This window comes from Chthonomonas calidirosea T49, assembly GCF_000427095.1.
GTDB classification, from domain to species: Bacteria; Armatimonadota; Chthonomonadetes; order Chthonomonadales; family Chthonomonadaceae; genus Chthonomonas; species Chthonomonas calidirosea.
This window is the reverse complement of record NC_021487.1, coordinates 3,318,367-3,344,210: the sequence shown is the minus strand read 5'-3', so window position 1 is coordinate 3,344,210 and position 25,844 is coordinate 3,318,367. Positions and strand designations below refer to the sequence as shown.

Here is a 25,844-nt window from a genome sequence, read left to right as displayed (position 1 = left end):
TCCGACCCTCTTGTCAAGAGGGCTTCGGCTACCGTTGGAAAAGAGACGGCTAGAGGCGGCCACCCTAGCCTACAGGCGATAGATCGGCTGGTTGAAGGAGCCTACCGTTTTCGTAGACCGTTGGGAAATAGTCGCCCTTAAGCACCTCGCCAGGAGCTACCTGTATGTGCTCCTCCACAAGATGATGCCCCGTCGGCACAAACCGCGTGTAGCCCGGCATATAGTGCACGGCGATGGCTGGGCGATTTCTTTCGGAACGGTTTGGCGGTGCGCCGTGCCATGTGAGGCAGTGATGAAAGACCACATGCCCCGCCGGCACCTCGCAAACCACCTCCTCAATGGTCTCACCTTCCGGCACAAACCCCGGTTTGGGAGTAGGTGAATGCGTCACGGGGTCGTTGCCGATGGTGCCGCCAGGGTAAGGCCCCCACTTATAGCTTCGTTTGACCATGCGCATGCAACCGTTTTCGGCAGTGGCATCTTCTAATGCAACCCAGGCGCTGATGAGATCGGGTGGCTGAATGATCGGCCAGTAGGGGTGATCCTGATGCCAAATGGTTGGGCCGCCAATACGAGGCGGCTTAATCTGTATCTGATCGTGCCAGACACGTACCGTATCCGTATTCATCAGCTGGGCAATAATGGGCACGATGATCGGATGGTAAAGATGGCGCCGGAAAGCCGGCTCAGCCAACCAAATGTTGACAACCTGCGTAACGACCTCTTCGGAAGAGTCGCCCAAAAGGTTGCGATTGGACTCGGGTTTTGCAGCGCTCTCGCCCCGCAGAACGCGATCCAAAGCGGCGTTTAACTCTCTCAGCTCTTCATCGCTCAGAACTTTTCCGTACACAAGAAACCCGTTCTCCCAGAAGGAGCGCACCTCTGCTTCCGTCAATACCATTTCAAACCTCCGGCATTTGCCATGCGTTTGTTTAGTTAGAGTTCGCGTTCAGGCAAGAAGTTTCCTTCCTTTAAGGAAATACGATCTTCCCCAACACTACCGGACGCGTAGCACCGGTTGCTGAGGGCAGATTGCCCGGCATCCCCCGTAGGGTGAGATAGCCCAAGAGAGCAAAGGCAATGGCCTCTTTTGCATCGTCAGGCACGCCGAACTCTTCATGTGTCGAGAGGGTCATAGGCGCCAACCGCCGCTGTAACTGCTGCATGAGCCAACGATTGTGCACCCCTCCTCCACCTACGATAACCCGATGGATGGGCGCCTTTGGTAGTAGCCAACGCTCATAGGCCTGCGCTATGCTCTCCACGGTAAGCGCCGAGGCCGTGGCCAGCATATCCTCCCATCGCAGGCCGAGTTCACGTGCACGTTGACAAAACCATTGGACATAGGCTTTTCCAAACTGCTCTCTGCCGGTAGATTTCGGCGGCGGCTGCTGAAAATAGGGATGAGCCAAACACTCCGCTAGCAGGTCTTCCTGAATCCGACCTTGGGCTGCCCATTGCCCCTCTCGATCGTACTCTTGCAGCCCTGCTGTCATCTCACGGACGATCTCGTCCATCACCATGTTTCCTGGCCCTGTGTCAAAGGCGATGATCTCGGCATCTTCCCGTGCTTGACAGCCCTGTGGTAAATAGGTGGCGTTGGCGATGCCGCCAATATTTTGTACGACACGTGTCTCCTTATCCGACCCGAATAACAGGCGATCGGCTACAGGAACGAGCGGCGCTCCCTGCCCACCTACTGCTATATCCGCCGCCCGAAAGTCCGCGATGACCATGCACCCCGTGCTCGCAGCGATGACAGCAGGCTCGCCAATTTGCAGGGTGCCACGTGTCAGCCTACCCACCAACAGCATCGGCTCCGCCTGATGCCAGATGGTTTGTCCGTGTGAAGCAATGGCATCAATCTGCTCTGTTTTTAGCCCGCATTGTGCGATCACTTTCTTGGCTGCCTCTGCAAAGACCTCCGCGATCCGATAGTTCAGTAGGACAACCTTTTGGAGCGGTGTATCGGGGCGACATGCGGCAAGAATCTCAGATTTCAGCTCCGGCTCCCATGGTAGATAGTACCAACCCAACAACTTCCAGCGGAGCTGTTGAGCCTCTCCATCAATTTCAATAAGAGCGGCATGCACGCCATCCACCGAGGTGCCCGACATGAGTCCTACCATAAAGACCGGTTTTTGCACGTTATAGAGAATAGGGTGCACAGACACTTTCTCACTTCCTTTCTTAGCTTAAGTTGCAACTCCTCCGTGCTCTTACACGATAATGATAGTATAGAAAAAAGTAGCGGCCAAGGTAATCTAAAGATAAGGAGGAGATATTTATGCCAACTTATGGCTACCAATGCACTGAGTGCCAACATGAGTTTCAAGCGTTTCAAACCATTAGCGCAGCCCCCATTGAAACCTGCCCTAAATGCAACGGGCCCGTAAAGCGTCTTTTGTATCCTGTGGGCATCATCTTCAAAGGTTCCGGATGGTACATAACCGATTCGCGCAAGCAAGAAAACGCTTCTGCTACCGAGAAAACATCGGACAGTTCCTCTGAATCGAAAAGCAGCGATTCGGCCGTTTAAAAACAGAAGCCGCTCAATACGTATTGAGCGGCTTCGTTACGATTCAGTGGGGCTACTTACTCTGGATGAGGATATGCCCGGTTTGTGGGTCGTACTGAACGTTCACATTGAGCGCATCCTTCACGAAAGAAAGGGGCACGATCGCCCGACCTCTATCAATGTAAGGCGCCGTTTGCATTTTGAGCGACTGATCGTTGACAGTGGCGGTCTTGTGTCCAATGCGAAACTCGATTTCGCGGCTGGTGTTAATGGCTCGCACCGTCTTCGAGTGGGCATACCACTCCACGGTTCCTCCTGTGTGTTCAAATATCTGTCGGAAAGGCGCAAGCGGCATTCCGTTGACCACTCGAGGCGGCACATCGAAGGCGATCAACTGGTTGTCGAAGGCGATCTGTAGCGTTCTGGCACGATGAACGGTTGTGCCGGTGCCGAGCAGCCGCGTATGCTGAATGCGTTTCACGACAGGCTGTGCCACGAAGCCGGTGAAGGCGTGAGGCTTTGTCCCTACCCCTACGGCAGCGGCCACATGAGGCATAACGGCGAAGTTGCCGATGCGTTGCGGAGCCACCAAAGGTTGGGAGGTGCGACTTACGAACGATAGCCCCTCTTTGTTAAGGCTTAGCGCGCCTTTCGGCTCGGCCAGCATAGCCAGAACACCAACCGAAGCGGTGGGCACCGCGAAATGCACGGCAGGCACTTGTCGGTCGGGTGTACTCCAGGCAGTTTCTGGCAGCGTAGGCGCCTTGAAGCGGTTCGGTGCGGGAAGTGCCAACAGCGGATGCTCCTTCGTTACCTCCTGTGGCACCACGGCGGCCCGCAACCCACCCACGAGAGATGCCGCGGAGGTGGCGTCTTCCGTTGGTGCTACAGCCGCATCTGCTTCCAAATGTCCTTCCGGCTGAAGAGCTAGCGTGGCTTCCACCGCACGATTAACCAAATTTTGTGCCGGAGAGGGCTGCGAGTTACGCAGGTCTGGAATGGTGGTTTGGCGATTGGTAAAGCCCATCACATTGTTAACGGTTACAAAGGTGCGGATCTTCTTTACCACTGCCTGGGTTTGAGCGTCGAGGACCTCGATGTAGATCTCATGGTTGCCGTTGGCCACACGAGTCGAGTCCCAGTTAAAGGTGTAGGGCGCATAGTTCTTCATCATGAGGAAGCGATTGTCCACATAGAACGAAACAAACGCCCCACTTAAAGAGGGGTCAACCTGTACAACGATGGGCACCACCCCTTGTACAACTGCATTTTGCATGGGCGATGTTAGGCGAACGGGACCTCCTTCGCCAAAGTGCACGGTGGCTTTGGCAACCACAACCCGTCCGTTAGCATCTATTCCCTTTACAACGACAATGTGATCTCCGGCCTCCACAAGGGAGGGATCGATCTCAAAACGAATTTTGCCGACTTTGGCGTCGGTTGTCAGTGCGCTTTTTTCGAGGAGATTTCCGTCAATGTAAAGCATTATCGAGCGGATGTTGCCCCCGATGTAGCGAACCGTTAGAGCAACGTTACCGGCCTCCGTGACTGTGGCCTCTGGAGAGATCGAGAGTTGAAGCCCGCCCACATTTGTCATTGTGATGTGGTCTGCCAAGCTCGGTGGGGTTGCAGCTAGACCAAGCCCTGTGCCGGCAGCAAGGGCGAGCATCCAGGCCATACGTTTTTTCATGCAGTTTGCCTCCTTTGTTTCCGCGCGGTGCTGCGCTTACCTTCGCAATTCCACCTAAGCTAAAAACAGACGAAGTGGCTTGTTATGCAGCACTTCACTGCCTTAGCGGAGAAATTGCAACCGAAGGTTCGTGAAGATTTCGGAATCCGTGCCCAAGAGGCGTCGTGATACTTGCTACGACATATGGGCATTCTAGAGCCTATATACTCTATCACAATTGGGCAGATGTGTCAAGAGTTTTTTGACAAAAATTTTTTGCTACCGTCCATCTCCACGCTTTGTCTGTTGATAGTGGGCGGTTAAAAGATCACAGGGCGCGAGTTTCGCGCCCTGCTAAACACGAACTATCTTGGAACTACTGTGCCGATGATGGAGGTTGAGGGTTCATTGTGGCCGCCTTCAGCTCCTCCATCTCCTTATGAAAGATAGCACGCTGCTGCTTGATACCCGCTTCCCCCATCTGAGCTTGATGCCAATATTTATCGGAGACATCAATGGTGTAGGGATTCGGCAGGGAGTTTTTAGGCTTCTCCGGATGATTCACCATCTCATAAAGCTCGCTGAGCATGGGGGCAGGAATCCCTTTCTGCTTCCACTGCTCCACCGTTTTTTTCGCGATTCCATGCTTCAACAGCTTCTTGTCCATACCGGCAGGAAGCGGCACGAGAGCCTGTTTTGGGGGTTTTGCCGGCGCCGATGGCAGGTTTGTTACCTGATTATCCTCTTTGGGCGGTGCAGCCGGTGGCGGTGCTACCATGCGTCCTCCTAAATAGAGGATCACGATGAGCAAAACAACAATAAGTAACTGAGTTAACGAGAAATTTCGTTTCATAAGCGAGAACGTTGAACCTCCTCAACCCTTTTTGGGTCTCTAATCTGAATACGCATTATGTCTTGCTTCTCTCACCCCTGTCAAGCTGTAAGGCGGCGCTTAACCGGTGCTCTATCTCGATCTCCGACAGATTTTGTGGTATCTGCACGTAGAAAACCGCACGGGCTTCGCCCTGCCACGTAGATATCCGTGCGCTCTGGATATTCCATCCTAAACGCGCTAAAGCCGCAGCAGGCCAGTAGAGCGCGCCCATCTGCTCCTCACCAGCCACCTCAATGAGCACGATCTCCTCCTCTACGTTTCTACGTACCTCTCGCACATACATCCTTTTTGCTTGCTGCAACAAGGCTGTTGGCAAGGCCAGCGTCTCTCCTTGGACAACCTTTTTTAGGAGCTCGGTCACCTCTTTCCTCTTGCCGGGCAGGAGATGGCGCCCACGATAATCTACCCAAAGAGTGTCTATTGCGATACGCTCTTCCCCAGCAACACGCGTTAACACCTGGGCCGCATGAACGGTTACCCCGGCACAGAAGAGCGCTAGCGCGATCTTAGACAAAAGCCCGGGCTGCGGGTCGTCATAGGTACAGACCGTTAATTCGGAGTAGGTCGCTGTCGGCTCATCTTCAAATGCGATGACCATCTCGCCTGCACGCACGCGCCGCACGTACTCGATGTGGGCGGCGATGCGTTGCACCGGTTGATTCAATAGATAGCTCGTTGGCATGGCCTGAATATGTTCTTGCACCAACTCGGTCGGAAGCGTGTGGAAACTGGTGTCTCTCAATAGCGCCCTCTGGGCACGTGCCACCAGTGCCTCCTCATCTTCAACCTCTTCACGGGCATAGAGGGCATCTAAAGCTCGCAGCCATAGTGTCCTCAAAAAATGCCCCTTTACCGGTGTCCATACCCCCTCACCCACAGCGCGTGTGTCGGCGTAGGTTAGTAAAAAAAGCATGTTGAGGCGATCCACATCGTCCACCACGCGCACAAAATCGGCAATGGTCTGTTCCCTATCGAGGTCGCGGAGACGCGAGGTCTCCGCCATTAAAAGATGGTTCTTCACCAGAAAACAGACGGTCTCTGTGGCCTCCTCATCCCACTCCAGTCGCTTGCAGATCGTCCGAGCAATGCTCTCTCCGCTCTCGGTATGCGGCACATCGGGAATGGCCTTTCCACAATCGTGAAGTAGAGCCGCTAACATAAGCCATTCGGGATGAGGAAGCTCAAGGAGAAGACGGCGCATCTCGGTCAATAGCTCTTCGTTGGTCGGATGCGGCTCCAAGAGCGCTTCAAGATGCTTGATCACATAGAGAGTATGCTGGCCCACGGTATACTCATGGGCGGAGTCATAGGGAATGAGATTCATCAACACGCCGAACTCCGGCAATAGCCAGCCCAGTACCCCCAAATCGGCCATCTTTTGCAGAATGGGATAGACCTTGCCTGTTGCCGAAAGAATCCGCGTGAATACCTGACGGATGCTACGATCCGCAGGGACTTCCGGTTTAGAACGCAATAGCTCGATAATGACAGGCTCCAAAGCCTCTCCGATTTCGAGCTGATATTTCTGAGCCACCTCAAAAATCCATAAAATCCAGCCGAGGTCGTCGGCGATAAGGGCGTCGTTAGCAGGTACGATCTGCCGATGTTTACAGTCTAGCCCAATGCCTNAAATGAGACGGCTATGCTCCACCCGTCGAAATATGGAGGCGGCAAATCGCCGAATCGTTGCCAGGTGGGTAAAGGTTTGAGCCATAAACGCCTCTGTGGAGGCAGGCTCTTGACCGTAGCCCAAAGCGTGTGCCACCTCCTCCTGCCGAGTAACCACCAGCACATCACGCTCGGCGCCGCAAAGGGCATGTAGGGCGTTCCTGACTTGAAAGAGGTGCTCTTTTGCCGTAGCGAGCTGCTTACAGTCCTCCTCGGTTAAATGCATCTCCTGTTGCAGAACCTGAAAGACTCGTTCACCGCGAACACGCGCTGCCGGCAGATGATGGCGCGCCTGCAGCAGCCATACCATCGTCTGAAGATCTCGCAGCCCCCCAGGCCCCTCCTTCAAGTGTGGCTCGACGTGGTACGGTACCATCCCATGCTTGGCAAGCGCCTTTGTCCGCTCCTCCAGTTTGGCAAAAATGAAATCGGTAGCGTTAAAGTTGTTCCAAAATGCGTCTTCAAACTGAATAAAGAGCCTCTCGCTGCCCACAATGAGCCTGGCATCTAAGAGCCCACTGATGGTAAGCAGGTCGAGATTGCCGCAATCCTCCAGCAGACGATAGGCATACCCCACCTCCAGCCCAACACGGTTCATCCCGATATCCATAAGCGCCTGAAACATGTGCCGGACGACCTGGTCGGTGCGGGCTTCGCCATCGCGTAGAGGAATGAAGGTGATATCTATGTCGGAGTAGGGACAAAGTTCTCTTCTACCGTAGCCTCCCGTAGCCACAACACAGAGCGGCACACCGGTAGGTGTCTCCCCAATACGCTCGCAGGCTAACTCAAACAGCCGTCCGATCACCGCGTCGGTTAGATCGCTGAAGCGACGTGCCATCTCCGTGCCAGAGGGTGCTTTTCTCTCTCCATTCCGCAGCGGAGCTCTTATCTCATCGCATAGCTTCTCGCGCTCTGCAAGAAAGAAGGCGGCTATCTGCTCCGGATCGCTCAAGGTTTTCAGTTCTGCATAGGCGAGATCAACGCCGTGATCCCCCACAAAACCGAAAGGCTCTTCGAGGCCGATGGCGTCACGTATGGCTTTCTCCTCTTGACCGGCGCTGAGGTCAGGTGATACGGAAAGCGGAGGAGGTGCTGCCTCAAGCCGCTCGGAGTCTTTTCGGAGCTTCTTCATTCCTGTCTTACCTCTACCCGAATGCCAATCGTCGCAATGATGCTGGCTACGCGTTCGCACTCCTCCTTATCGGCGTGATGAACCACCGACTTACCTAAGTGATGTATCTCCCAAGTCTCGATGGCAGCCTCCTCAAACGAACAGTGGGTTGCGGCAATGAGGATTCGAATGACCTCCTCCACCGTGTTGTAGTCGTTGTCGTATACCACAACAATCCACTCCGCCCCGCTGCCGCCGGTGCTTTCTAGCTCCTCTCCTTTCGGAAGCGCCTTGATGGAGTTCTCTACCAATCCCATGTTTCTCTCTTCAAGGCCAATCCTAGGATGCCCAGAAAATCTTGCGATTTTCTGGAGAGGGGTGTCCTCCTCTTCCGCAACACCCACTAGCAGAGGAGCCTTTGCCGTGCACACGAACGCGCCATCGTTTGTCCATTGGTGTTTCCGTAGCAACTTTCTCCTCCTCTACACTAAATGGATATGAGAGCCTCTTTCATCTTTTGTTACTTCAATACGATGTGCAAAGGCATCCTTCAGATCTTCCATGTGGGTTATCACCAAAATTTTCTCAAAATCGTCCTTGATAGCCTCGATGGCCTCCACCAAGCGCTCGCGCCCCTTTCCATCCTGCGATCCGAACCCCTCATCCATAATCAAGGTTTGCAAACGCGTCCCACTACGGCGGGCAAGCAATCGCGAGAGGGCGATGCGGATGGCGAAACTGATGCGGAAGGCCTCTCCTCCACTAAACAGCTCGTAGGGTCGTGTCCCCATATCGTCCGTGATGCGGATATCGAGCGTTTCGATCTCACTGCGTTTGGATTTTGTTGGGCGCACCACTTCAAAACGCAGTTGCATTTTACCATCGGTCAAAGAGCGCAAAATCTCGTTGGCCTCCTCCTCCAACTCCGGCAGCGTGTTTTCAATAATAAGCGCTTGAACTCCTTTTCTTCCAAAGGCGGCGTCTAAATGCTCGTAGAGGCTTTGCCGCTCTTTCCAAGCCTTTAGGGCAGCCTCTTTCTTTCTCAACTCCAGTGCGCCCATCTCAGCACGTCGCACAGCTTCGGCACACTGCCCCTCTTCGAGCTTTCGCTCTTCAGAACGTTGGCGAACCTCGTCCAGCGCTAGCCTAGCGGCCTCGCACTGGCGTTGCACATCCTCAATCTGTTCCAACAGGAGGCATTTTTTGGCATGCTCTGCCTCCAAATCCTGCACCTGCTTCTGCTTCTCAGCGATAAGATGGTTTAGCCGCTGCCGCTCCTTCCGCATCGGTTCAATCTCGGCACGTGCGGATTCCAACAAGCGAAAACGTTCACGGGCCGGCTCCAAAGCTTCCACCTGTCGCTTCACTTGTTCGTACTCCTCATGGACTTTCTTCAGTCGGGCAAGCTCGCTTTGTGCGATTGTTAACTTCGCCCGAATGGGATGACCAAAATCTCCCTTTTCGAGCTTTTGTTGCAAGCTGTTGCGTTCATCGCGTGCCTGCTTCAACTTCGCATCTACCTCATGGTAGTCCTTCAAACGCGCCTGCAAGGAGTCCAAAGTAGCGGCACGTTTTGCGTACTCCTCCTTCTGCTTCTGCAGTGCCTCTATCACCTCTCGGTTCTCTCTCTCCTGTTGTCGTAGTTCGTCAAGTTTCTTTTCCACCGCTTGACGACGTGCAACTAGTTCCCTCGCAGTAAGGATGTCGAAACGGGCGAGGCGCTGCAAAAGTTCCTGCGCATTCTCAAGCCGTGAAAACAGAGGACGCAGGGCGTCATCTGCTTCCGTCGCCTCAAGATCGGCCAACTCCGTCTGTGCTTTCTGTATCTCTTCTTCTATGGTGGCGTACTGCCTTTGTTGCTCTTGCAGCTCCTGTAGGCGCGCCTTCTGCTCAATGAGCTGGCGTCTCTGCCCCTCGAGGTGTTGTTGTGTCTCCTCAAGCTGCTTTTTTCTCTCTTTCAGCTCAGTGCCCTGTTGGAGCACTGATTTGAGTTCCTCCGCATACTGCTTCGATTTTGCCTCCTGTGAAGCCACGAGTCGCGCCCGCTTCTCCTCATTCAGCTCCGAAGCGCATACCGGACAACTGGCTCCAGCTTGTTGCAGGATAGGCAATATCTCATTAATCTCTTTTATATTCTGATTTAAACGATCGCGTTGCGACTTTAGCATCTGATATTTTTCCGTTGCCTCCTCAAGCGCCTTCCGCACCTCCTGAAACTTCGCTTCAAGCTGCTCTTCTTGAGCTAACTGTTGTTTCAAATTTGCGATGTCGGCAAGAATCCTATTGCGAGCATCGAGGCTCTTTTGCAGTTGGGCAAGCTCTCGTCGCTTCGAGGCTATCTGGTGTTGCAGGTCCTGTCGTGCCAAATTGTAGTCACTTTCAAGCTGCTTGATCGCGTCGCACTCGGCCTGTAGAGCCTCTTCTTGTCGCTCCAGCTTTTGCTGCAGTTGAACAAGCTGATCGTAGCGCACCAGCACATCCTTGTTCGACTCGATCCAAGCGTTTAAATTTTGAATTTCGGCCACCAATCGATTCCTCTGTTCGATCTCCTTTTCGAGCTGCTCTATCTCACGCCCCTTCGCGTCAATACTATGTCGCAACTCTTGCTCCTCATGCGCTAGCTCGGCCTCTAGTCGCAGCTTCTCGTTGCTGGTCTCATAATATGCTTTGATTTGTGGTTCAAGGGAATCGGCCTTCTGCTTCATACTTTGCCACGACTGGTAGTCGCGCACGATCGCTTCGCTCTGCCCTAAGATAGTCTCCATCTCTTCAATTTGGTTTTCGACTTTGGCAAGCTCAGCCCTTCGCGTTTGCAAATCGGCCCTCTGCTCGGCAAGTGTTCTCGCCTGCTCTCTGACCTGCGTGGCCAAAGTCTGCAACTCCATAAGCTTCGTTTGCAGCTGCGCATGTTCTCGCTCTTTTTGGGCCAGCTCCTCTCGCAACCTTTCCAGGCTGGCTTGTACCTCTTGCAACTGCTCCTTCCGTCGCTGCAGATCGTTCGCCTCGAGCTTTAAGACATTTATCTCCCCCTCGATCTCCTGTATCTGGGCTTTTGCATCCCGCACCTGCTCGCGTGCCAACTCTTGGAGCCGGTCGTACCGCTCGAGGCCAAGGATCTGCCCTAGCACCTGCTTGCGCTTGTCGGGAGTCTGCCGGGTAAACTCCTCTGCGCGCCCCTGCTGCAAATAGGCCGAATTCAAAAACGTCTCATACTCCATGCTAAGCAGCTGGGTGAGGCGCTTTTCTGTCTCCCTTTGAGAGGTTCCGCTAAGCGATATCCAGTCATTTCCACTCCAACCGGCAAGATGCCATTCGCTGCCACCGCCACGCTTACGCTTTTTGGTCACCTTATAGCGCTGCCCATTTAACTCGAATTCAAAGAGCACCTCCATATCTTGAGCGCCCAGCCGAATGAGATCGTCCTCGCTTACCCCCTGCGAGGCAATGCGCGTGCGCCCCCAAAGTGCCCAGGTAATGGCATCGAGTAAGGCGCTTTTCCCATTGCCGTTTTCACCGGATAGACAGGCCACATGAAGCCCCTCGAAGTTCAACGTTTCCGGCGTCTCCCCATAGCTCATAAAGTTTTTCAGACTCAACCGAATCGGGATCATCCTGTCACCTCATTCTTAGAGAGAAGTAGTAAGCTCCTTCTCTTCCTGTTCTAAGATCTGAAAGAGCGGTTCAGCAGCCTCAAGTAGACGGTCTTTTAGTGGTTTGAGTTTGTCCTGTGTTTCGATGTAGAGGGCTAATGCCTCACGTGGCTGACGATTTTCGGTTAATGCGCTGTTGCGCGTATGGATGTTGCGACGGATAGCGCGGCGCACGATGCGCACAAGCGCCGGAGATAAGGCCTCCTCGATAAGGCGTTGATCCACCAAAGGGTCGCGATCGGCCTCAATGTGATAGATTAGTCGTACGATGTTATCTCGAATCGGGTGAAGCCTGATCGCAGCGAGGATGGCCGCAGTAGGGTCATCACAATCGGCATCCACCTCGATCTCCACCATCTCACGGGCCACTTGCACAGGAATAAACCGATAATCGGCCCCTCCCTTGTACACGTCGGCGATCACAAACCCCTTCTCCTCCTCGCGCTCCCCGAAGTCTATGCGGTCGGGGCTCCCACAGTAGACCACATGGGGCTGCCCTTGCGGATGAAGATCTTGAAAACGGTGTATGTGCCCTAGCGCCACGTAATCGAAGGCGGGGTTCGTCAGCACGGAGAGGGGTACCTGTGGCTCGTTGGAGTTTCCTAGATAGCCCTGCTGCCAACTCGAAAGTTTGGCACCGCTTACCCAGAAATGCCCCATAAGCACCGTGGGAATATCGTCCTTTGCCTCCTCTACCTGCTTTGCCAACCCCTCGATGTAGAAACAGTAACGTTCCTCCACATAGCGGCGTGTTTCATCTAAGCTGAAGTGTTTCAACTCCTCACGCCCAATGAGCACCCCTTTCGCTAGATAGGGCATGGCGGCAACACGCAGCAGCGTACCGCGCTTTGTGGGGATGCACTCAACATCAGGGCGGCTAAACACATAGACCTTTTCAACGCCAAGAGTTTTATAAATTTCAATAGCGTTGGCACGTCCCTTCATTACGGGTAGGTCGTGATTGCCGGTTAGCAGCACCACAGGAATATTCTTCTCGGAAAGGCGGCGAATACATTCGGCAAACTCACGCTGCTCCGTCTGACGAGGGTCGCGCGCCTTGTAGGCATCGCCGGTAAAAATTGCGATGTCTACATCCTCTTCGATCGCGCGGTCTATGGCGCGCAGAAGCGACGTTTTAAAATCCAACAGACGTGAGTTTAGGCCGGTTGCAGCGTCGAGCTTGCCATACTGCTCGACGCCAAAATGGGTATCCGCAAAATGCATAACTCGAATGGTGTCGCCCATGTTTTTATGTCCCCCTGGCGTCCGCTATGGTATCTTCTAACATTATAACACTGCCCACAACATTCCTCTTGGCGGAAAGCCACCTCTTGACATGCTCTTAGGCCAATGCGACGATCTAACAAGTCGTAGAAAGCAAGCGAGAGGTATACTACAGTAGCCTATGTTTGCATTGGTGCCCTTTTTATGGTGAAGCGACTTTCTCTACTATCCGGCTGCACGCTACTGTTTTTGCTTGCGCTGCCCACTTCGGCAAACGCCGTCGATCTACCGGACGCTTTACGTTATACCGTCAATCTCTACTCGAACCTTCATAGCTACACGGAGCGGGCGACGGTTGAAGCCTCATTACAGAGCGGTAGCACCACGCTAGAACGCTTTGTGGAGGGGATCGTCCTCTCTGCCAAGCGCCCTAACCTTCTGAGCATGGTGATCAACATGTCAAACCGGTCTGCCTATCAGGCCGTCTACAGCGATGGCAACACGCTAACCGTCTACAGCTCCGGCACCAATCAGTACTTTTCTATCCCAACAGCTCCAACCTTCGCGCAACTGCTGCCCCTTCTCCATAAGAGAGCCCAGATTAACTTTGTGCCAAGTCCTCTCTATCTGTTCGCCGATCCAAGCCTGCTCTCCTCTTTTCAGAACTTCCGCCAAGAGGAGGATCAGGCAGTAGATGGCCATGCCTGTCGGGTCATTTCCGCTCTCGCTCCATCTACGCCCTCTCCTTTAGGACGCCAAACAGTATCCGTTCGCTGGAAGTGGTATATTGATAAACGAACCGGCTGGATATGGCGGCTTGAAGGGGTATCTGAGCCGGCCCTGCTGAGGGTTCGTCTGCCGGGGCATCCACAGCCTGAACCAACAAAGGTGATTTTACGTATCGAATATCGGATATTGCAGGAGCAGATAGACCCGGAGATAGCAGAAAGAGACTTCCGTTTTCATCCGCCGCGTGGGGCGACCCCGAAAAAGGGATCAACCGTTCCCCAAGCGCCGCAACGCTTGTCAAAATAAGGAAGGAAATGTAATGCTATGTTGGCAATGACCGCCGCCGCGCTAATCGCCCTCCTTATCACCACTTGGTTAACACCGAAAGTGAAAGAGTGGGCTGTTCACCGTGGTGTGGTAGATCATCCCGAAGCGCGGCGCATTAACAAAACGCCTCTGCCGCGAGCAGGTGGTATTGCTATCTTTATTGGGTTTCTTATAGCGGCCGTGCTTGCCATTACCGCCCGCCAGCTTTCTAGTGGCAAACACGACTGGACATTCTCCATCTTCGGCGTTCTTGTTGCCGTCACCGCAGCAGCCCTCCTCGGCCTTATTGACGACCTCTACGATCTGCCAGCAAAGTGGCAAGCCCTCGCACTGATCGGCCTTGGGCTGCTCTTGTTTCTTATGGGCGTGCGCATTGAAGGGGTATCCAATCCTTTTACTCCCATCAACGGCTCTTACAACCCCACCGTCAATTGGCACCCTATCGGCTTGGCGACCTCCATTTTCCTCACCATTGTTTGGGTGTTCACCGTAGTGAAAACGGTAGATGCTATTGACGGCGTAGACGGTCTTGCCGCCGGCGTATGCGCTATTTCCGCGGCGACGTTAGCCCTTATGTCGGCACAGCTTCATCCCTCCGATGGCCCCACTCTTCAAAAGTACGACGGCCCCACGTTAGCCCTTTTGGCCTCAGCCATCGTTGGGGCCTGCATCGGTTTTCTGCGCCACAATCATCACCCTGCTCGTATCATTATGGGAACGGTAGGGGCTTGGGTGCTCGGCACAGCGCTGGCTGCCATCTCGATTCTGGGCGCCTTCAAAGTGGCGACGGCCGTTTCCGTCATCGTGCCTATTCTGGTGCTTGGCGTGCCTATTTTCGACTATGTGCATGTAGTTACCCGAAGGGTGCTTGCCCGTGCTCCTCTTACCCGAGCCGATAAACGCCATCTTCACCATCTTCTGCTGGCTCGCGGTTGGTCGCAAACTCAAGTCACCTACTTCCTTTATGGTCTCACCTTATTGCTCTGCCTCTCGGCTTATGCCCTCTTTCAGATCATGCGTGCCCACTAATTTCGAGCTAGCAGTAGAGAAACAGTTACGTACGCACCATCTGCAAGGGATCTCTCGCTAGAGTGAAAGGTGCAGGTATAATCTCATAGGACGGATAAAATAAAAAGGAGTCACGAGTTTTGTTAGACCCCAAAGAGGTGGCAGCCCGCGAGGCGGTGAAAGCCGTGAAAGATGGGATGACTATTGGAATTGGAACCGGCTCAACCGCGGCTTTCGCTATTCGGGCGATCGGAGAGCGCGTTAAATTGGAGGGTCTCCATGTGCGAGCCGTCGCCACCTCCTCCCGTTCCAGGGAAATGGCCGCTGAATGGGGCATTCCTCTGATAGATCTCTGCGAGGTGGAGGCTCTAGATCTCACCATAGACGGTGCCGATCAGGTGGGACCGAATCTCTCTCTGATTAAAGGAGGCGGAGGCGCGCTCCTTCGAGAGAAGATCGTGGCGCAAGCAAGCCGTGAACTCATCATCATTTGTGACGAGACGAAACGCCAGATGCCTTTTGGTCAGCATCCCCTTCCTGTGGCCGTTGTTCCTTTTGGGCATACTCTTACACGCCGTCGCCTCGAACGATTCTGCCAGAAGGTGTTGCTACGCCCCAAAGCGCCTGACAGCCCTGAACCCTACCTTACCGACGATGGTCTCTACATCTATGACATGCACATGGAGACGATCGCCGACCCGCCTCAATTGGAACAAAGGCTTAAGCAGATCGTAGGAGTAGTAGAGGTCGGTTTGTTCAATGGGCTGGCCTCTCGCGTGCTCTTCGGCTTCCATGATGGGCACGTCGAAGAGCTCCTTCCCGAGCATTCCGCCCGTCTCTAATCTGCTTTTTGAGGTAGCCGCATGCCAACAGAGCCGCAATTCGACATCGTTATCACCCGTGGTACGCTTTTTGACGGAACCGGCGCCCCGCCTTTTCAAGCAGATGTCGGTATTCTAGGTGAGCGTATTGTAGCTATTGGCGACCTCTCGCAAGCGAAAGCACGGCGTATTATCGTCGCAAAAGATCTGCATGTGGCGCCTGGCTTTATAGATATCCACACCCATTCCGATATCTCAGCTCCTTTCAATCCGTGGCAGTCCAGCGCTATCGCCATGGGGGTCACCTCCCAAGTCGTTGGTAACTGCGGCATCTCTCTCGGCCTAGCGCTTCATGATCCTCTCTTTGCCTTTGAACAGCGCTGGCTTGCCGCCTACGGCAAGTCTATTGAATGGAGCAACTTTAACGAATTTCTCCTCTACCTGGAAGAGCAGGGCATCGGCACAAACTTTCTTCCTTTAGTCGGACATGGTACCCTTCGCAAACGTGTGATGGGTATGGCCGATAGACTTCCTACGGAGGAGGAGCTGCATGCCATGAGTCGCCTCCTTGAAGAAGCGTTGGAGGCCGGCGCTTGGGGGCTCTCCTCCGGCCTGGAGTACCTTCCCTCCGGTTACGCCGATGTGAACGAACTCGCCACTCTTTGTAGCCTTGTACGCAGATACAATGGCATCTATGCCACTCACCTCCGCAATGAAGGCGATACCCTTGTCGAATCGGTACAGGAGGCCCTGGAAGTTGCATCTAAAGCACAGGTTCCACTCCAGCTATCTCACCATAAGGCAGAGGGAACGAAAAACTGGGGCAAAACCAAGATCACCTTGGCAATGGTGGATAGAGCGCGCGCGGAAGGACTAGATGTTCAACTCGATCAGTATCCCTACCCCGCCTTCATGACCTCTTTGGTGGTGCAAACGTTACCACGTTCCGCTCAACAGGGCACCAACGAAGAGATGGCCGACCGTCTCAAAAACGCGCAATTTCGCTGTCAAATCGTTCACGAAATTCTTGCGGCCCATCCGGAATGGAACGACTTAGAGCCTTGGCAAAATATCCTTATCGGCGTCTGCCGCGGCAAACCGGAACTTCAGGGGCGCTCTGTGGCGGAGCTCGCCCAGGAAGCCCAAAAACATCCTGTCGAGTATGTACTCGATCTGATCATTGAGACCGAGGGCTTTGTAAGCGCTATCAATTTTTCGATCGGTGAAGAAGATATCGTGCGCGTTATGCAACATCCCTACACAGCCATCGGCTCCGATGCCGTCGCCTCCCAAGTAAACGAGCGTTCTTTACAAGATCAGATTCATCCTCGTGTCTACGGCACGTTTCCACGGGTACTGGGGCGCTACGTGCGCCAACAACAGGTGCTCTCTGAAGCGGAAGCTATCTACAAAATGACAGGTCTTCCGGCACAGCGAATGGGTCTTACCGATCGGGGATTTCTGCGAGCAGGTTGCTATGCAGATATCACCATCTACAATCCGCAAACGGTGATAGATACTGCTACCTTTGAACATCCCCATGCCTACCCCATCGGCATCGAATGGGTTCTGGTTAACGGCACTGTCGCTCTAGAAAACGGCAGGCTTACTAACGCCCTAGCCGGCAAGGTGCTTCGTGCCAACAACCGCGAATCCCGCTAGCGACGCTCGATGATGCTTACGGGGTCTAACGACGCCAAACGGAAGGCGATTGTGGCTAAAGCGAAGAGCGCAATGGTAAGGGGCAACGGCAACGTGAACATAAAAGCTGTGGGGTCGAAGATATCCAGAAGAAGGCCTTTAGGAGCAAGGAAAACCGCACGAATCACCCAGAGTGTGCCGATCGTCAGCAGGCCCCCCAAAATCCAGCCGCATGCACAGTAAAGACACACCTCTCCAAGCGCCCGCCTTAGCAAGAACCCACGATGATAGCCTATCGCTGCCAACATGGCAACCTCCGGCAAGCGCTGCGAAAAATAGATGTTGGCTAAAAGCCCACAAACGAAAGCAATGGCAAATACGATGATGCCAATGGCCAGATTGAGAATAAGATAGAGATTAGAGAGCGCGCTCTCCGTCTCATGAACTAAATCGGCGAAGCGCCAAACCCGCACCTGTGTATGATCAACCGCTCGCTCGATAGCCCTATCTAAGGCTCTCTGAGCGTTCGGTGAGGCGTTCGGGGCAAAGGCCAAATACCCAATGAAACTGTAGGGAGACGTTTTATCTACCTCGGATTTGGAAGTGATGCCAAGCCATACCGGGCCGTGTAGCAGCCCTACCAAGCGAATCGGAACGGGTGTGTAGTCATCTAGAGAGTTCGGGTTGGCAAGCACACCGCCCAAAGGGACTTTCAGGTTACGGGCAACATCATCCGATATCGCCGCCTCAGGCTGCCCCTCTCTTGGCATTCGACCTGCTATCAACCGAACATGGCTCCGCTCCAAAAGCATCTGGCGTCCTTCTGGACTGAGCCCAAAAATGGGAAAAGGCATTTTGCCGAAAATGGTTTTAATGAGCACCTGATAAGAGTGAGCCGGATAAAGCGCCCCAAGTTGGGGCAGTTTGCGGATGCGCTCTACTTGATCCGAAGGAATGTCAAGGGCATTGCGAGGCGTTAGTCCCGTTAAATAGCGATTATATCCATAAAGCGTATAGATGGTCAACCGGATCGAGTCGACAATGGTGACCACACAAGCCACCAGCATCACGGCAAGCATGATCACAAAAACCAAAGGCGCCACCCTCGCCGGATTACGCCGAAAGTAGATCAGCGGGTGCAGTGGGCGTATCATTTTACTAAATGGGACGTATCGTTGAGCAAAAGCAGCCGAGCAAATGGCTCGGGTTCGCGCGGCTCCTCTTCTATCAGGCTCAGAGAGGCGTTATCTACCCAGACCCGCGGCATAGACTCCATAGGCGCTTGTAATGCGTTACAAAAGAGAACTCGCAGGCTACTGCCATGCCCCACGATGGCGACCTGCCCGGTAGGAAAAGCCGAGCGAATGGTGTGTAGCACCTGTAGCATACGCTGCCAAACATGCGCAAGTGGTTCACTGTTGGGGGGGCGATTGTGAAAGGAATCGCGGTCGTAGGCTTCAAGAAGGGCCTTATCCCCTCGGGCTACAATCTCGGCACGCGTTAGCCCCTCCCAATCGCCCAACATCGTTTCTCTCAGTAGCGGCGTAGCCTGCACGGGTAAGCTGAAACGGCGTGCGATGACCTCCGCCGTCACCCGAGCACGTTGCAGATCGCTAGACCAAACGGCTTGCAGAGGTTGAGGAAGGGCCGAAAGACGATCGGCTATACGCTCCGCCTGTCGATGCCCCTCTGCGTCAAGCGGAACATCGGTATGCCCTTGCATGCGCCCTTCCTCATTCCAGATAGTCTGGCCGTGCCGTACGATATAGAGGCGCAGGCGTCCTTCTGACACTCTATATGCCCTCGTCGTTAAGGATTGGGTTTTGATGGGCTGCTAGGGACACCTCCGGCCGCAGGAGCGGGCGGCTTAAGCAGACGCGCGCCCTTTGGGGGCACAAATCGAAATACCGACTCAGGGATATTCGCCCCTATCTGCTGATCCAAAATTTCCGTATCCAGCCCGAGAATGGTAGGATTTAGCTGGTTAGCATCCACAATACGCATCAAGCGGTAGCTGCCCTGAGACACAGTAAGCTCTAAAGGTTTCACCTTCGCTCGCACTGCCGCGCTTACACCTGGAGGCAGTACTAAACTTACCTGTATCACATAGGCATTTTGTCCATGATACTGTAGCGTCTTCGTTATTCGAGCGGTTTTGAGGTCAACACTCGTCAACAACGGATCGATGCTACGAAGAAACACAAAGGCCGGCGGCACCTGAGGCCCTGCAGGCTGTTGCATGTACACGTTCTGTACGCTATCGTAAAGGGTCGTCAGCTTGCCATCAGAGCAGATAATGCGCACCACATTCGTGTTATGGGGCATCAGAGAGCCACTAATGGTGGAATGCTCATAGAAGCGATTGGGTAGCGTCGCTTTTATCTCTCGAACCACCGTGAAAGTAGCCACTTTCTGCTGAGCCGACAGGCTTTTTTGATAGGTTCGCGCCGTGATGGCAAGGCTATGCGCATTTTTGTAGAGATCGAACATCTTCTGCAAAACGGCGGCTGGTTTCGGCGGTGCGGCCGAGCAGCCGATGGGTAAAACGATCCCGGCCAGGCCGCAGGCAACACCGAGGCACTTAGACATTCTTAGTTCCACATGGGAACGCAAAACAGACAGGTTCATCTTTAGACGGTTTCTCCTAATGTCGCAAAAACAGATTTTAGTATACCAGGTTTTTCCAAGCTATCGTTCCACCACGCTCACGCGCAGTTCATGGCTCCCATCTGCGCATGCCATTTCATAGTAGTAGAAAAGCTCATTTCCCACTGGAAGAACGTCCACATAACGCAGGGAGCCGCTGCCGTAGGGAGAGCGCAGAATAGGGCCGTGCGGAGAGAGGGAATGATAATGCTGAAGGTCGAACGTGATTGCCAAACCGGTTTGCTCCTCATAGTTGCCCTCCACAGAAGCGCTCCCATCGTAAAAAGCGAGAAAACCTCCATCCTCTAAGGGCAGCAAGGCACCGAGCCGGCGGCAATAGCCATCCCATCGCTGCGTTTTCTCCGAGTTCAGCGGCAGCAGGGGCGCGTGTTGTGGTGATACATCTCCCAGCCACTGAAACACGCGTCCATCTCCACTTATGGCGGCTGCGCTTCGCGATTCGGTAAGCCCCGTATTGTAGATATCGCCCGTAGCATGGCGCACGGCTTTCTGCTCTTCCGTGAGGTTCGGTAAGGTGACGGCATAACTCAGTAACAGATAGATCATACGCCCTATAAGAAAAGCACAGGGGTCTTTAACCCCCTCACATGCCAGGTCGTCTGGAGAGAACAAAACCGATACACAGTCCGCCTCAAATTTTTCAGGAGCATCGGCTTCGGCACGTCCCACGTACCAGCGCCCATCGGCAGCAGAGGCATAGCTTAAGTAGAGTAACCAACGGCCATCCGGTGCCTGTATCAGCGAGCCTCGCTCCACGGACAGCGCATCGAGAGAGTCCTTAGAGATCGTCCCAATATCCTCAAAAGTCACTCCATTGCTGCTAGCAGCGATGCGACACTCCACTCCACGCCCAAGTTCGGGAGGGCGACGTACGCGATAGACCAGATAAAACGTATCTGTCGTCGGGTCGAATACGGATGAGGGCGCGCCCACCCACCAGCCCTTTCCTCTTTGTTGGGGTGAGCGCACCACGATTCCCTCCTTCGGATCAAAGAGGGGAACCGCTCCAAACTGCTTGCCCATTCTTAGTGACATGCCAATGCTCCTCAACTCTAGCGATAAAAGCCCACGCTCCTATTTTTTTGCAGCCAAGACTACTTTAGACAGCCATCTTTAAACCCCCGATATTCGGCTGTAAAGGCGCAAACGATCTCCTATCTTCCAGCCGGCCAAAAGCGTTGGCAAAAGGAAGTTGCCGGCACTAAGAAGCGTTAGCGAGCTGGCTCCCCCAGATGAACCGCTGGGACGATAGATCAGCCAAAAGAGCACCGACAACAGAAACGCGCAACCATACACCATTAGTAACGAGCGCGACAAACGCTTGCGAAATCGAACCCACTGCCACGTCGCCCCCAGCAGATAGACCAGAAGCGATAATCCGATCCACAAAAGGGCCAAGAAAGCAAGCAGCGCCGCTATCGGCAGCTTCTTGTGGCGGCTCACGTAAATTTGAGCACACTGAGAAAGCGGATGGAGTCGTCCGTATAGGGAAAGCAGCAACCCAGAGAGAAAACCTCCGAATATCAGAGCGAAAATAAGGTTAAAAGAGATGTCGGCAACCAGCCGTTCGCCCGGAAAAAGATAGAGCAGGGCGAAGACGCAAGCGAGCGCAAAAGCGGCTGCAGCTGCAATGATTGCTAAAAATATCTCGCGCTCCATGCCATATAAGGCTTCCCACAAGGAGACCTTATGCGACTGCGAGAGCGTCACATGGGGTCGCGCCCTCTGTGAACGCTCCTTGATGGTAAGACGCTCGAGCTTGGCTTGCGCCTGGTAGTTGTTGGGATTAAACTGCACGGCGTAGGAGTAGGCAGCTATAGCGTTTTCCTTATCGCCTCGCCGTGCCAAGAGATCGCCAAGCAGCTCATGGGCGGGCGATAGCGTGACGTTCAGCGCGATGGCCTGCCGACAGAGACGTTCTGCCTCCGCATAGCGCCGTGTGTAGAACGCCAACTGAGCCTCGTGCAGAAACTTCTCCGCTCTGGCCGAACGGCTTGCGGTCGTTGTTTGCGAAGCGAAAGGTGCCTGTCGTGGACGTGAGGGGGTCTCTTCTTGCACCACACGCCCAAAGCCGTTAAAATCCACTTTCGGCTGTGAGGTAGGAGCGGAGGGTTTTTGCGACGAAGTCGTGCGAGATTTGGGGGAAGTGGGAGTAGAGTGTTGAAGACGTGTGGCCATGAACAGACGCTCCGTGTCGTAACGAGAACGCCTTTCGGGATCGCTTAGCACGTCGTAGGCCTCATTGATCTCGGTGATCTTCCGAGCCGCCTCCGGAGTTGGATTTACGTCGGGGTGATAACGCAGTGCCAACTCGCGGTAGCGCCGTTTGATCTCTTTGAGATCGGCCGAAGGCGCTACACCTAAAATGGCGTAGTAGTCTTTAGATGAACTCTCCATGCCCCTCCACTTACCTTAGCCTCCCGCAGAGGTTACACTGGCAGCATACCCACTGTAGAATCGGACAATGAACATGGCCACCACGATCGCCACGAAAAGAAACACGATGACCCCTACAGCGATCGCCCATTGCCTTGCTTTAACCTGCCCCTCTTGCTCGTAATAATCGGCGGTTTTCTGTAGAATCTCCTCCAAATTTCCACTCATCTCACCGGTACGGAGCATGTTCAGCGCCACCGGATCTAGAAACCCTGAACGATACAAAGCATCGGAGACGGCTCCTCCCCACTGGGCTTGACTCATGGCCTGCAAGGCGGCGTTTCTTAATAGAACGTTTCCGCTGGCCTCGCCGGCAATGCGTACGGTCTCCGACATAGGAAAACCGGCGTGGTAGAGAGCCGCATAGGTTCGGAGAAACTTAGCCGTCGCAAACGTCTTCACCAGCTTGCCAAGCCCAGGCAAGCTCGTTTTAAGGGTGTCGTACGTCTCTCGAACGCCCTTGATGTTGAACAGAAAAAGCCGAAAGATCACCACTAGCGCCAAGAAGGGCAGAAGCAACTCCAACCCAAAGACGAGCGTGTCGTTAAGATACTGCAGCAGCGAATACTGTGCCTTGCCAAGCCCGCTCAGCACAAGCTCGGAAATTGCCGGCATATTGGATCCCAGAAAGCCGCGGCCGAGTATCATAAAAGCGACAAAAATTACGAGTTTCGGATAGAAGGTCTCCATACGCAGCACCCGCCGCAACGCCACCTCATGCTCCACATACTCCGCAAGCTGGCGAAACACGTCATCAAGCATGCCCCCTTGCTCTGCAGCGTGTACCATCGCCACATGCATCGGTGGAAACACCCATGGGTAACGCGCCATAACCTCCGACAGTCTCCCACCGCGTTCGGCCCGCAACTTCATGTCGCGAATCACCTTTTTTAACTGTCCATTTTTCGTATTGGCCTCCAAGGCGCTTAGCGCCTGATAGAGAGACATGCCTGCGTTGATAAGCGCCGCGAATTGGCGGTAAAACTCCACCATGTTCCCCAGGAAAACGCCGCTCCAAACCGGATAGATGCAGGTTTCCAGGAACCTCTGATACAGAGAAAAACCTTTTGTTGCTCCGGAGTGTTCTGCAGCGCCTCGCTCACGCGCTGAATAGGAAGTCGAGGCTATGGTTGCCGCATAGCGCTGACCTTGGGGGGCGTTCATGGAAATCGTCGACGTTGCTACAGATTGAGTCGGTTCCGCAACCACCGGATTTGCGGGAGCCACCGGTCCGCCACGCTCCCAGGGCTGTATAGGTGAGTCTGGCGTTGGCTCTGGCTCGGCGAGGGGCGCTAACGGCGTGGGTTGAGCGCTCCAAGAACCAGCAAGTTCCAGCGTTGGAGACGGTGCAGGAGCTTGTAACAGCTCCAGCCGCGTTGGCGTATAGCCCATCTGCCGCAGCCTCTCCGCAGCCACCGCAAGGTTTTCGGCCTCTAAAGTGCCATCCAGTATACGGCCATATCCGTCCTTGGCCTGATAGGTATATGTCGGCATTCTAATGCCTCCTCTTCGGAAGACCTCTAGCTCCCGAAATACTTGTCCACGAAGTGGAACATTCCATTAAAATAGGAGTAGACAAACCAGAGAAAGGCGCCTCCACCCAACACCAGCATGGCGGTTATGCCGATATGAAGCATGGCATGGCGCACCTTACCGGTGCTGTCAAGCACCAGATTTTGGTAGTAATCGGCCACCTGATCGAGGCTTTCCGGCACCCGTCCGGCCTGATGACCGGTGAGAATCAGATTTTCGATTTGCCCCGTAAAGAGGCGCGTTGCCTGAAAGGCGTCGGGAAACGCGGCTCCGCGTTGCATAAGGGCGGCAGCCTGAAGAAGGCGTTCGCGAATAATGGCGTTGGGAGTGGCCGCCGCTGCGCTCTCCCACGCGGTTCCCGGCGCTACCCCCGCATGATAGAGCCGGCGCAACGTACGCGTGAAACAGGCTAGGCTAAACTGCCGTTGCAACAGCCCAAAAGGCGGTGTTCTCAAGGCCAGCGCATCGAGATAACGACGATACTCCGGTAGCTGCATCCAACGCCCTATGCTGACGGCAAGCAGCAACAGGCCCACAGCGGCCGGCAAATAGAGGAAAGCTAAACGCTTAAGATAGAGAGCGAGCCCGACTTTATAATCCATGCTGCTGAAGAGCGATGGAAAAAAGGGGATGACAATGGCCACAGAAAACAGGGCGCTGATCACGAGCAACTTCGGCAACCACGAGCCGCGATAGAGGGCGATATTCTGTTCGTAGGTTTGCGCTATCTCTGGCAGCATCACATCCAGGAAACCGCCCAGCTCCCCAGCAGCCACCGCTCCCGTCACATGCTCAGGAAAAATGCGCGGGTAGCGCTTCATGACCTCAGAGATAGGCCTTCCGGCCTGCGTTGCCATCATCATCTCCCTAATAACCTGGCCTAGGTGTTTGTTGGGAGTGCGCCGCCCCAACTCTTCCAACGCATTGTAAAGCGTGTAGCCACTAAGAACCAGCGTCGCGAACTGCTGGAAGAACACAAGCAGATCGTGGGTGCTGACCCCGCCGAGCTTCGAGCCGCTTGAAGAGGATGGACGAACTGCAGGCGATTTGGCCGATGCCTGTAGGCGTCCTGCATTGCCCGTGAACACGACCTTATGAGAGGCGTTACCGACCCCTTGCATGTGCGTTGAGGCCGACGCTCTGGGCACAAAAGGCGCATTGCTCTCCTGCGACAGCGACACAGGCGCCGTCCCCAAACCCACAAGCTGGCTGGCATCTAAAGCACTTGATAGGCTACTGTTCGGAGATGCCGGTGCTAATGAGATAGGCCGATAGCCTTGCTGCTGTAGTCGCCGATGTACCTCAGAAGCATCCTTGCCCTCTATCTTGCCCACAACGGTCTTGCCCGTCGCGTCAACGGCCTCATAAAAAAACTGCTGCATTCTCTCTAAGCTCCTTGCCACCCTGCCAACGTCTGTGCACAACGGCGCAGTGTTTGGCGTTGAATGCATTCGCTAGCCATCAGCTGTCCAAGCCGACGTCCGTCTGGCAGAAGGAGATCGGCTGCGATATCCCACAGAGGGACTATCACGAAAGCACGATTCGCTATCTCCGGATGAGGGATCTTCAACTGATCGGTCCTTATCTCTTCGTCCGCGTAGAGCAGAATATCTATATCTATGGTGCGTGGCCCCCAAGAGATGTTCCGCTCTCTGCCTCCCTCGGCCTCAACATACTGTATTCGCTCAAGTAGCGCCACGGGTGTAAGACACGTGCGTATTTTTACTACCGCATTGAGATGCGGCGGGTAACGCCACGCATCTTCCGGCTCTCTACCGAGGTGGGGCGATTCGTAAACCGGAGAGACCTTCTCTATGGTTATATCGCCTGTTTTGGTCAGCCGCTGAAGAGCTTTTTGTAAATTCTGCAGGCGATCGCCTAAGCTCGACCCTAAGCCGAGATAGGCTACCACCTCGCTTGTTCTCTCCTTCATATACTACTACT

Annotated in this window: 21 protein-coding genes; 5 read left to right on the top strand and 16 right to left on the bottom strand. The window is 54.2% G+C overall.

Annotated features, from left to right (window positions below):
- Positions 1-64: 64 nt before the first annotated feature.
- Both CCALI_RS14025 and CCALI_RS14020 read right to left on the bottom strand, forming a co-directional pair.
- Positions 65-901 carry a phytanoyl-CoA dioxygenase family protein gene (locus CCALI_RS14025; RefSeq protein WP_016484124.1) on the bottom strand — a complete coding sequence of 279 codons (837 nt, stop codon included), beginning with the start codon at positions 899-901 and terminating at the stop codon, positions 65-67.
- Between the two features lie 70 nt (positions 902-971).
- Positions 972-2,174, bottom strand: coding sequence for an anhydro-N-acetylmuramic acid kinase (locus CCALI_RS14020; RefSeq protein ID WP_016484123.1), 1,203 nt, complete (start codon positions 2,172-2,174; stop codon positions 972-974).
- A gap of 113 nt (positions 2,175-2,287) precedes the next feature.
- Here CCALI_RS14020 and CCALI_RS14015 point away from each other — a divergent pair, with 113 nt between their 5' ends.
- On the top strand, positions 2,288-2,539 hold the full coding sequence (locus CCALI_RS14015; protein ID WP_016484122.1) for an FmdB family zinc ribbon protein: 252 nt from the start codon (positions 2,288-2,290) through the stop codon (positions 2,537-2,539).
- 52 nt (positions 2,540-2,591) lie between these two features.
- On the opposite strand, the gene CCALI_RS14010 is transcribed toward CCALI_RS14015, so the two are convergent.
- From CCALI_RS14010 to CCALI_RS13985, 6 genes are all read right to left on the bottom strand, one after another.
- A complete protein-coding gene (locus CCALI_RS14010; protein WP_016484121.1) occupies positions 2,592-4,208 on the bottom strand; it encodes a stalk domain-containing protein in 1,617 nt (538 codons plus the stop codon).
- A 355-nt stretch (positions 4,209-4,563) separates the two neighbouring features.
- A complete protein-coding gene (locus tag CCALI_RS14005; RefSeq protein WP_016484120.1) occupies positions 4,564-5,040 on the bottom strand; it encodes a hypothetical protein in 477 nt (158 codons plus the stop codon).
- A gap of 55 nt (positions 5,041-5,095) precedes the next feature.
- A complete protein-coding gene (locus tag CCALI_RS14000) occupies positions 5,096-7,591 on the bottom strand; it encodes a [protein-PII] uridylyltransferase family protein (protein ID WP_425481503.1) in 2,496 nt (831 codons plus the stop codon).
- 290 nt (positions 7,592-7,881) lie between these two features.
- Complete coding sequence (locus tag CCALI_RS15575) at positions 7,882-8,181, bottom strand: ATP-dependent Clp protease adaptor ClpS (protein WP_155850580.1); 300 nt, start codon at positions 8,179-8,181, stop codon at positions 7,882-7,884.
- A 165-nt stretch (positions 8,182-8,346) separates the two neighbouring features.
- Positions 8,347-11,475, bottom strand: a complete 3,129-nt coding sequence (locus CCALI_RS13990) for an AAA family ATPase (RefSeq protein WP_016484117.1) — start codon at positions 11,473-11,475, stop codon at positions 8,347-8,349.
- A 15-nt stretch (positions 11,476-11,490) separates the two neighbouring features.
- Positions 11,491-12,759: a metallophosphoesterase family protein gene (locus tag CCALI_RS13985; protein WP_016484116.1), complete on the bottom strand. Its 1,269-nt coding sequence runs from the start codon at positions 12,757-12,759 to the stop codon at positions 11,491-11,493.
- A gap of 183 nt (positions 12,760-12,942) precedes the next feature.
- Here CCALI_RS13985 and CCALI_RS13980 point away from each other — a divergent pair, with 183 nt between their 5' ends.
- The 4 genes from CCALI_RS13980 to CCALI_RS13965 all read left to right on the top strand — a co-directional run bounded on the left by CCALI_RS13980 (position 12,943) and on the right by CCALI_RS13965 (position 17,285).
- Entirely contained in the window at positions 12,943-13,773 is an 831-nt protein-coding gene (locus tag CCALI_RS13980) for a LolA family protein (protein ID WP_016484115.1), read from the top strand.
- An 18-nt stretch (positions 13,774-13,791) separates the two neighbouring features.
- Positions 13,792-14,823 carry a glycosyltransferase family 4 protein gene (locus tag CCALI_RS13975; protein ID WP_016484114.1) on the top strand — a complete coding sequence of 344 codons (1,032 nt, stop codon included), beginning with the start codon at positions 13,792-13,794 and terminating at the stop codon, positions 14,821-14,823.
- Positions 14,824-14,942: 119 nt separating this feature from the next.
- On the top strand, positions 14,943-15,644 hold the full coding sequence (gene rpiA, locus CCALI_RS13970; RefSeq protein ID WP_016484113.1) for a ribose-5-phosphate isomerase RpiA: 702 nt from the start codon (positions 14,943-14,945) through the stop codon (positions 15,642-15,644).
- A gap of 21 nt (positions 15,645-15,665) precedes the next feature.
- Positions 15,666-17,285 carry an N-acyl-D-amino-acid deacylase family protein gene (locus tag CCALI_RS13965; protein ID WP_016484112.1) on the top strand — a complete coding sequence of 540 codons (1,620 nt, stop codon included), beginning with the start codon at positions 15,666-15,668 and terminating at the stop codon, positions 17,283-17,285.
- On the opposite strand, the gene CCALI_RS13960 is transcribed toward CCALI_RS13965, so the two are convergent.
- The 8 genes from CCALI_RS13960 to folK form a co-directional block, all read right to left on the bottom strand.
- Positions 17,282-18,418 (bottom strand): ABC transporter permease, encoded by a 1,137-nt coding sequence (locus CCALI_RS13960; protein WP_016484111.1) that lies wholly within the window; start codon positions 18,416-18,418, stop codon positions 17,282-17,284. The genes CCALI_RS13965 and CCALI_RS13960 overlap by 4 nt on opposite strands.
- Complete coding sequence (locus CCALI_RS13955) at positions 18,415-19,056, bottom strand: histidine phosphatase family protein (RefSeq protein WP_016484110.1); 642 nt, start codon at positions 19,054-19,056, stop codon at positions 18,415-18,417. The genes CCALI_RS13960 and CCALI_RS13955 overlap by 4 nt, the downstream gene beginning before the upstream one ends.
- 17 nt (positions 19,057-19,073) lie before the next feature.
- Positions 19,074-19,892 (bottom strand): DUF2092 domain-containing protein, encoded by an 819-nt coding sequence (locus CCALI_RS13950; protein WP_016484109.1) that lies wholly within the window; start codon positions 19,890-19,892, stop codon positions 19,074-19,076.
- A 60-nt stretch (positions 19,893-19,952) separates the two neighbouring features.
- Entirely contained in the window at positions 19,953-20,966 is a 1,014-nt protein-coding gene (locus CCALI_RS13945; protein WP_016484108.1) for a hypothetical protein, read from the bottom strand.
- A gap of 78 nt (positions 20,967-21,044) precedes the next feature.
- Positions 21,045-22,328, bottom strand: a complete 1,284-nt coding sequence (locus tag CCALI_RS16790) for a J domain-containing protein (protein WP_016484107.1) — start codon at positions 22,326-22,328, stop codon at positions 21,045-21,047.
- Between the two features lie 15 nt (positions 22,329-22,343).
- Positions 22,344-23,861, bottom strand: a complete 1,518-nt coding sequence (locus CCALI_RS13935) for a type II secretion system F family protein (RefSeq protein ID WP_016484106.1) — start codon at positions 23,859-23,861, stop codon at positions 22,344-22,346.
- A 26-nt stretch (positions 23,862-23,887) separates the two neighbouring features.
- Positions 23,888-25,282 (bottom strand): type II secretion system F family protein, encoded by a 1,395-nt coding sequence (locus tag CCALI_RS13930; RefSeq protein ID WP_016484105.1) that lies wholly within the window; start codon positions 25,280-25,282, stop codon positions 23,888-23,890.
- Positions 25,283-25,287: 5 nt separating this feature from the next.
- Entirely contained in the window at positions 25,288-25,833 is a 546-nt protein-coding gene (gene folK / locus CCALI_RS13925) for a 2-amino-4-hydroxy-6-hydroxymethyldihydropteridine diphosphokinase (RefSeq protein WP_016484104.1), read from the bottom strand.
- Positions 25,834-25,844 lie beyond the last annotated feature (11 nt).

Bases quoted from the DNA above. Each gene is read 5' to 3' on its own strand.
- CCALI_RS13960 (WP_016484111.1), bottom strand. From the start codon at position 18,418: ATGATACGCCCACTGCACCCGCTGATCTACTTTCGGCGTAATCCGGCG.
- CCALI_RS13935 (WP_016484106.1), bottom strand. From the start codon at position 23,861: ATGCCGACATATACCTATCAGGCCAAGGACGGATATGGCCGTATACTG.
- CCALI_RS16790 (WP_016484107.1), bottom strand. From the start codon at position 22,328: ATGGAGAGTTCATCTAAAGACTACTACGCCATTTTAGGTGTAGCGCCT.
- CCALI_RS13980 (WP_016484115.1), top strand. From the start codon at position 12,943: ATGGTGAAGCGACTTTCTCTACTATCCGGCTGCACGCTACTGTTTTTG.
- CCALI_RS13990 (WP_016484117.1), bottom strand. From the start codon at position 11,475: ATGATCCCGATTCGGTTGAGTCTGAAAAACTTTATGAGCTATGGGGAG.
- CCALI_RS15575 (WP_155850580.1), bottom strand. From the start codon at position 8,181: ATGGGATTGGTAGAGAACTCCATCAAGGCGCTTCCGAAAGGAGAGGAG.
- CCALI_RS13945 (WP_016484108.1), bottom strand. From the start codon at position 20,966: ATGTCACTAAGAATGGGCAAGCAGTTTGGAGCGGTTCCCCTCTTTGAT.
- CCALI_RS14015 (WP_016484122.1), top strand. From the start codon at position 2,288: ATGCCAACTTATGGCTACCAATGCACTGAGTGCCAACATGAGTTTCAA.
- folK (WP_016484104.1), bottom strand. From the start codon at position 25,833: ATGAAGGAGAGAACAAGCGAGGTGGTAGCCTATCTCGGCTTAGGGTCG.
- CCALI_RS14010 (WP_016484121.1), bottom strand. From the start codon at position 4,208: ATGAAAAAACGTATGGCCTGGATGCTCGCCCTTGCTGCCGGCACAGGG.
- CCALI_RS13975 (WP_016484114.1), top strand. From the start codon at position 13,792: ATGTTGGCAATGACCGCCGCCGCGCTAATCGCCCTCCTTATCACCACT.
- CCALI_RS14025 (WP_016484124.1), bottom strand. From the start codon at position 901: ATGGTATTGACGGAAGCAGAGGTGCGCTCCTTCTGGGAGAACGGGTTT.
- CCALI_RS13930 (WP_016484105.1), bottom strand. From the start codon at position 25,282: ATGCAGCAGTTTTTTTATGAGGCCGTTGACGCGACGGGCAAGACCGTT.
- CCALI_RS13965 (WP_016484112.1), top strand. From the start codon at position 15,666: ATGCCAACAGAGCCGCAATTCGACATCGTTATCACCCGTGGTACGCTT.
- CCALI_RS14005 (WP_016484120.1), bottom strand. From the start codon at position 5,040: ATGAAACGAAATTTCTCGTTAACTCAGTTACTTATTGTTGTTTTGCTC.
- CCALI_RS13950 (WP_016484109.1), bottom strand. From the start codon at position 19,892: ATGAACCTGTCTGTTTTGCGTTCCCATGTGGAACTAAGAATGTCTAAG.
- CCALI_RS13985 (WP_016484116.1), bottom strand. From the start codon at position 12,759: ATGGGCGACACCATTCGAGTTATGCATTTTGCGGATACCCATTTTGGC.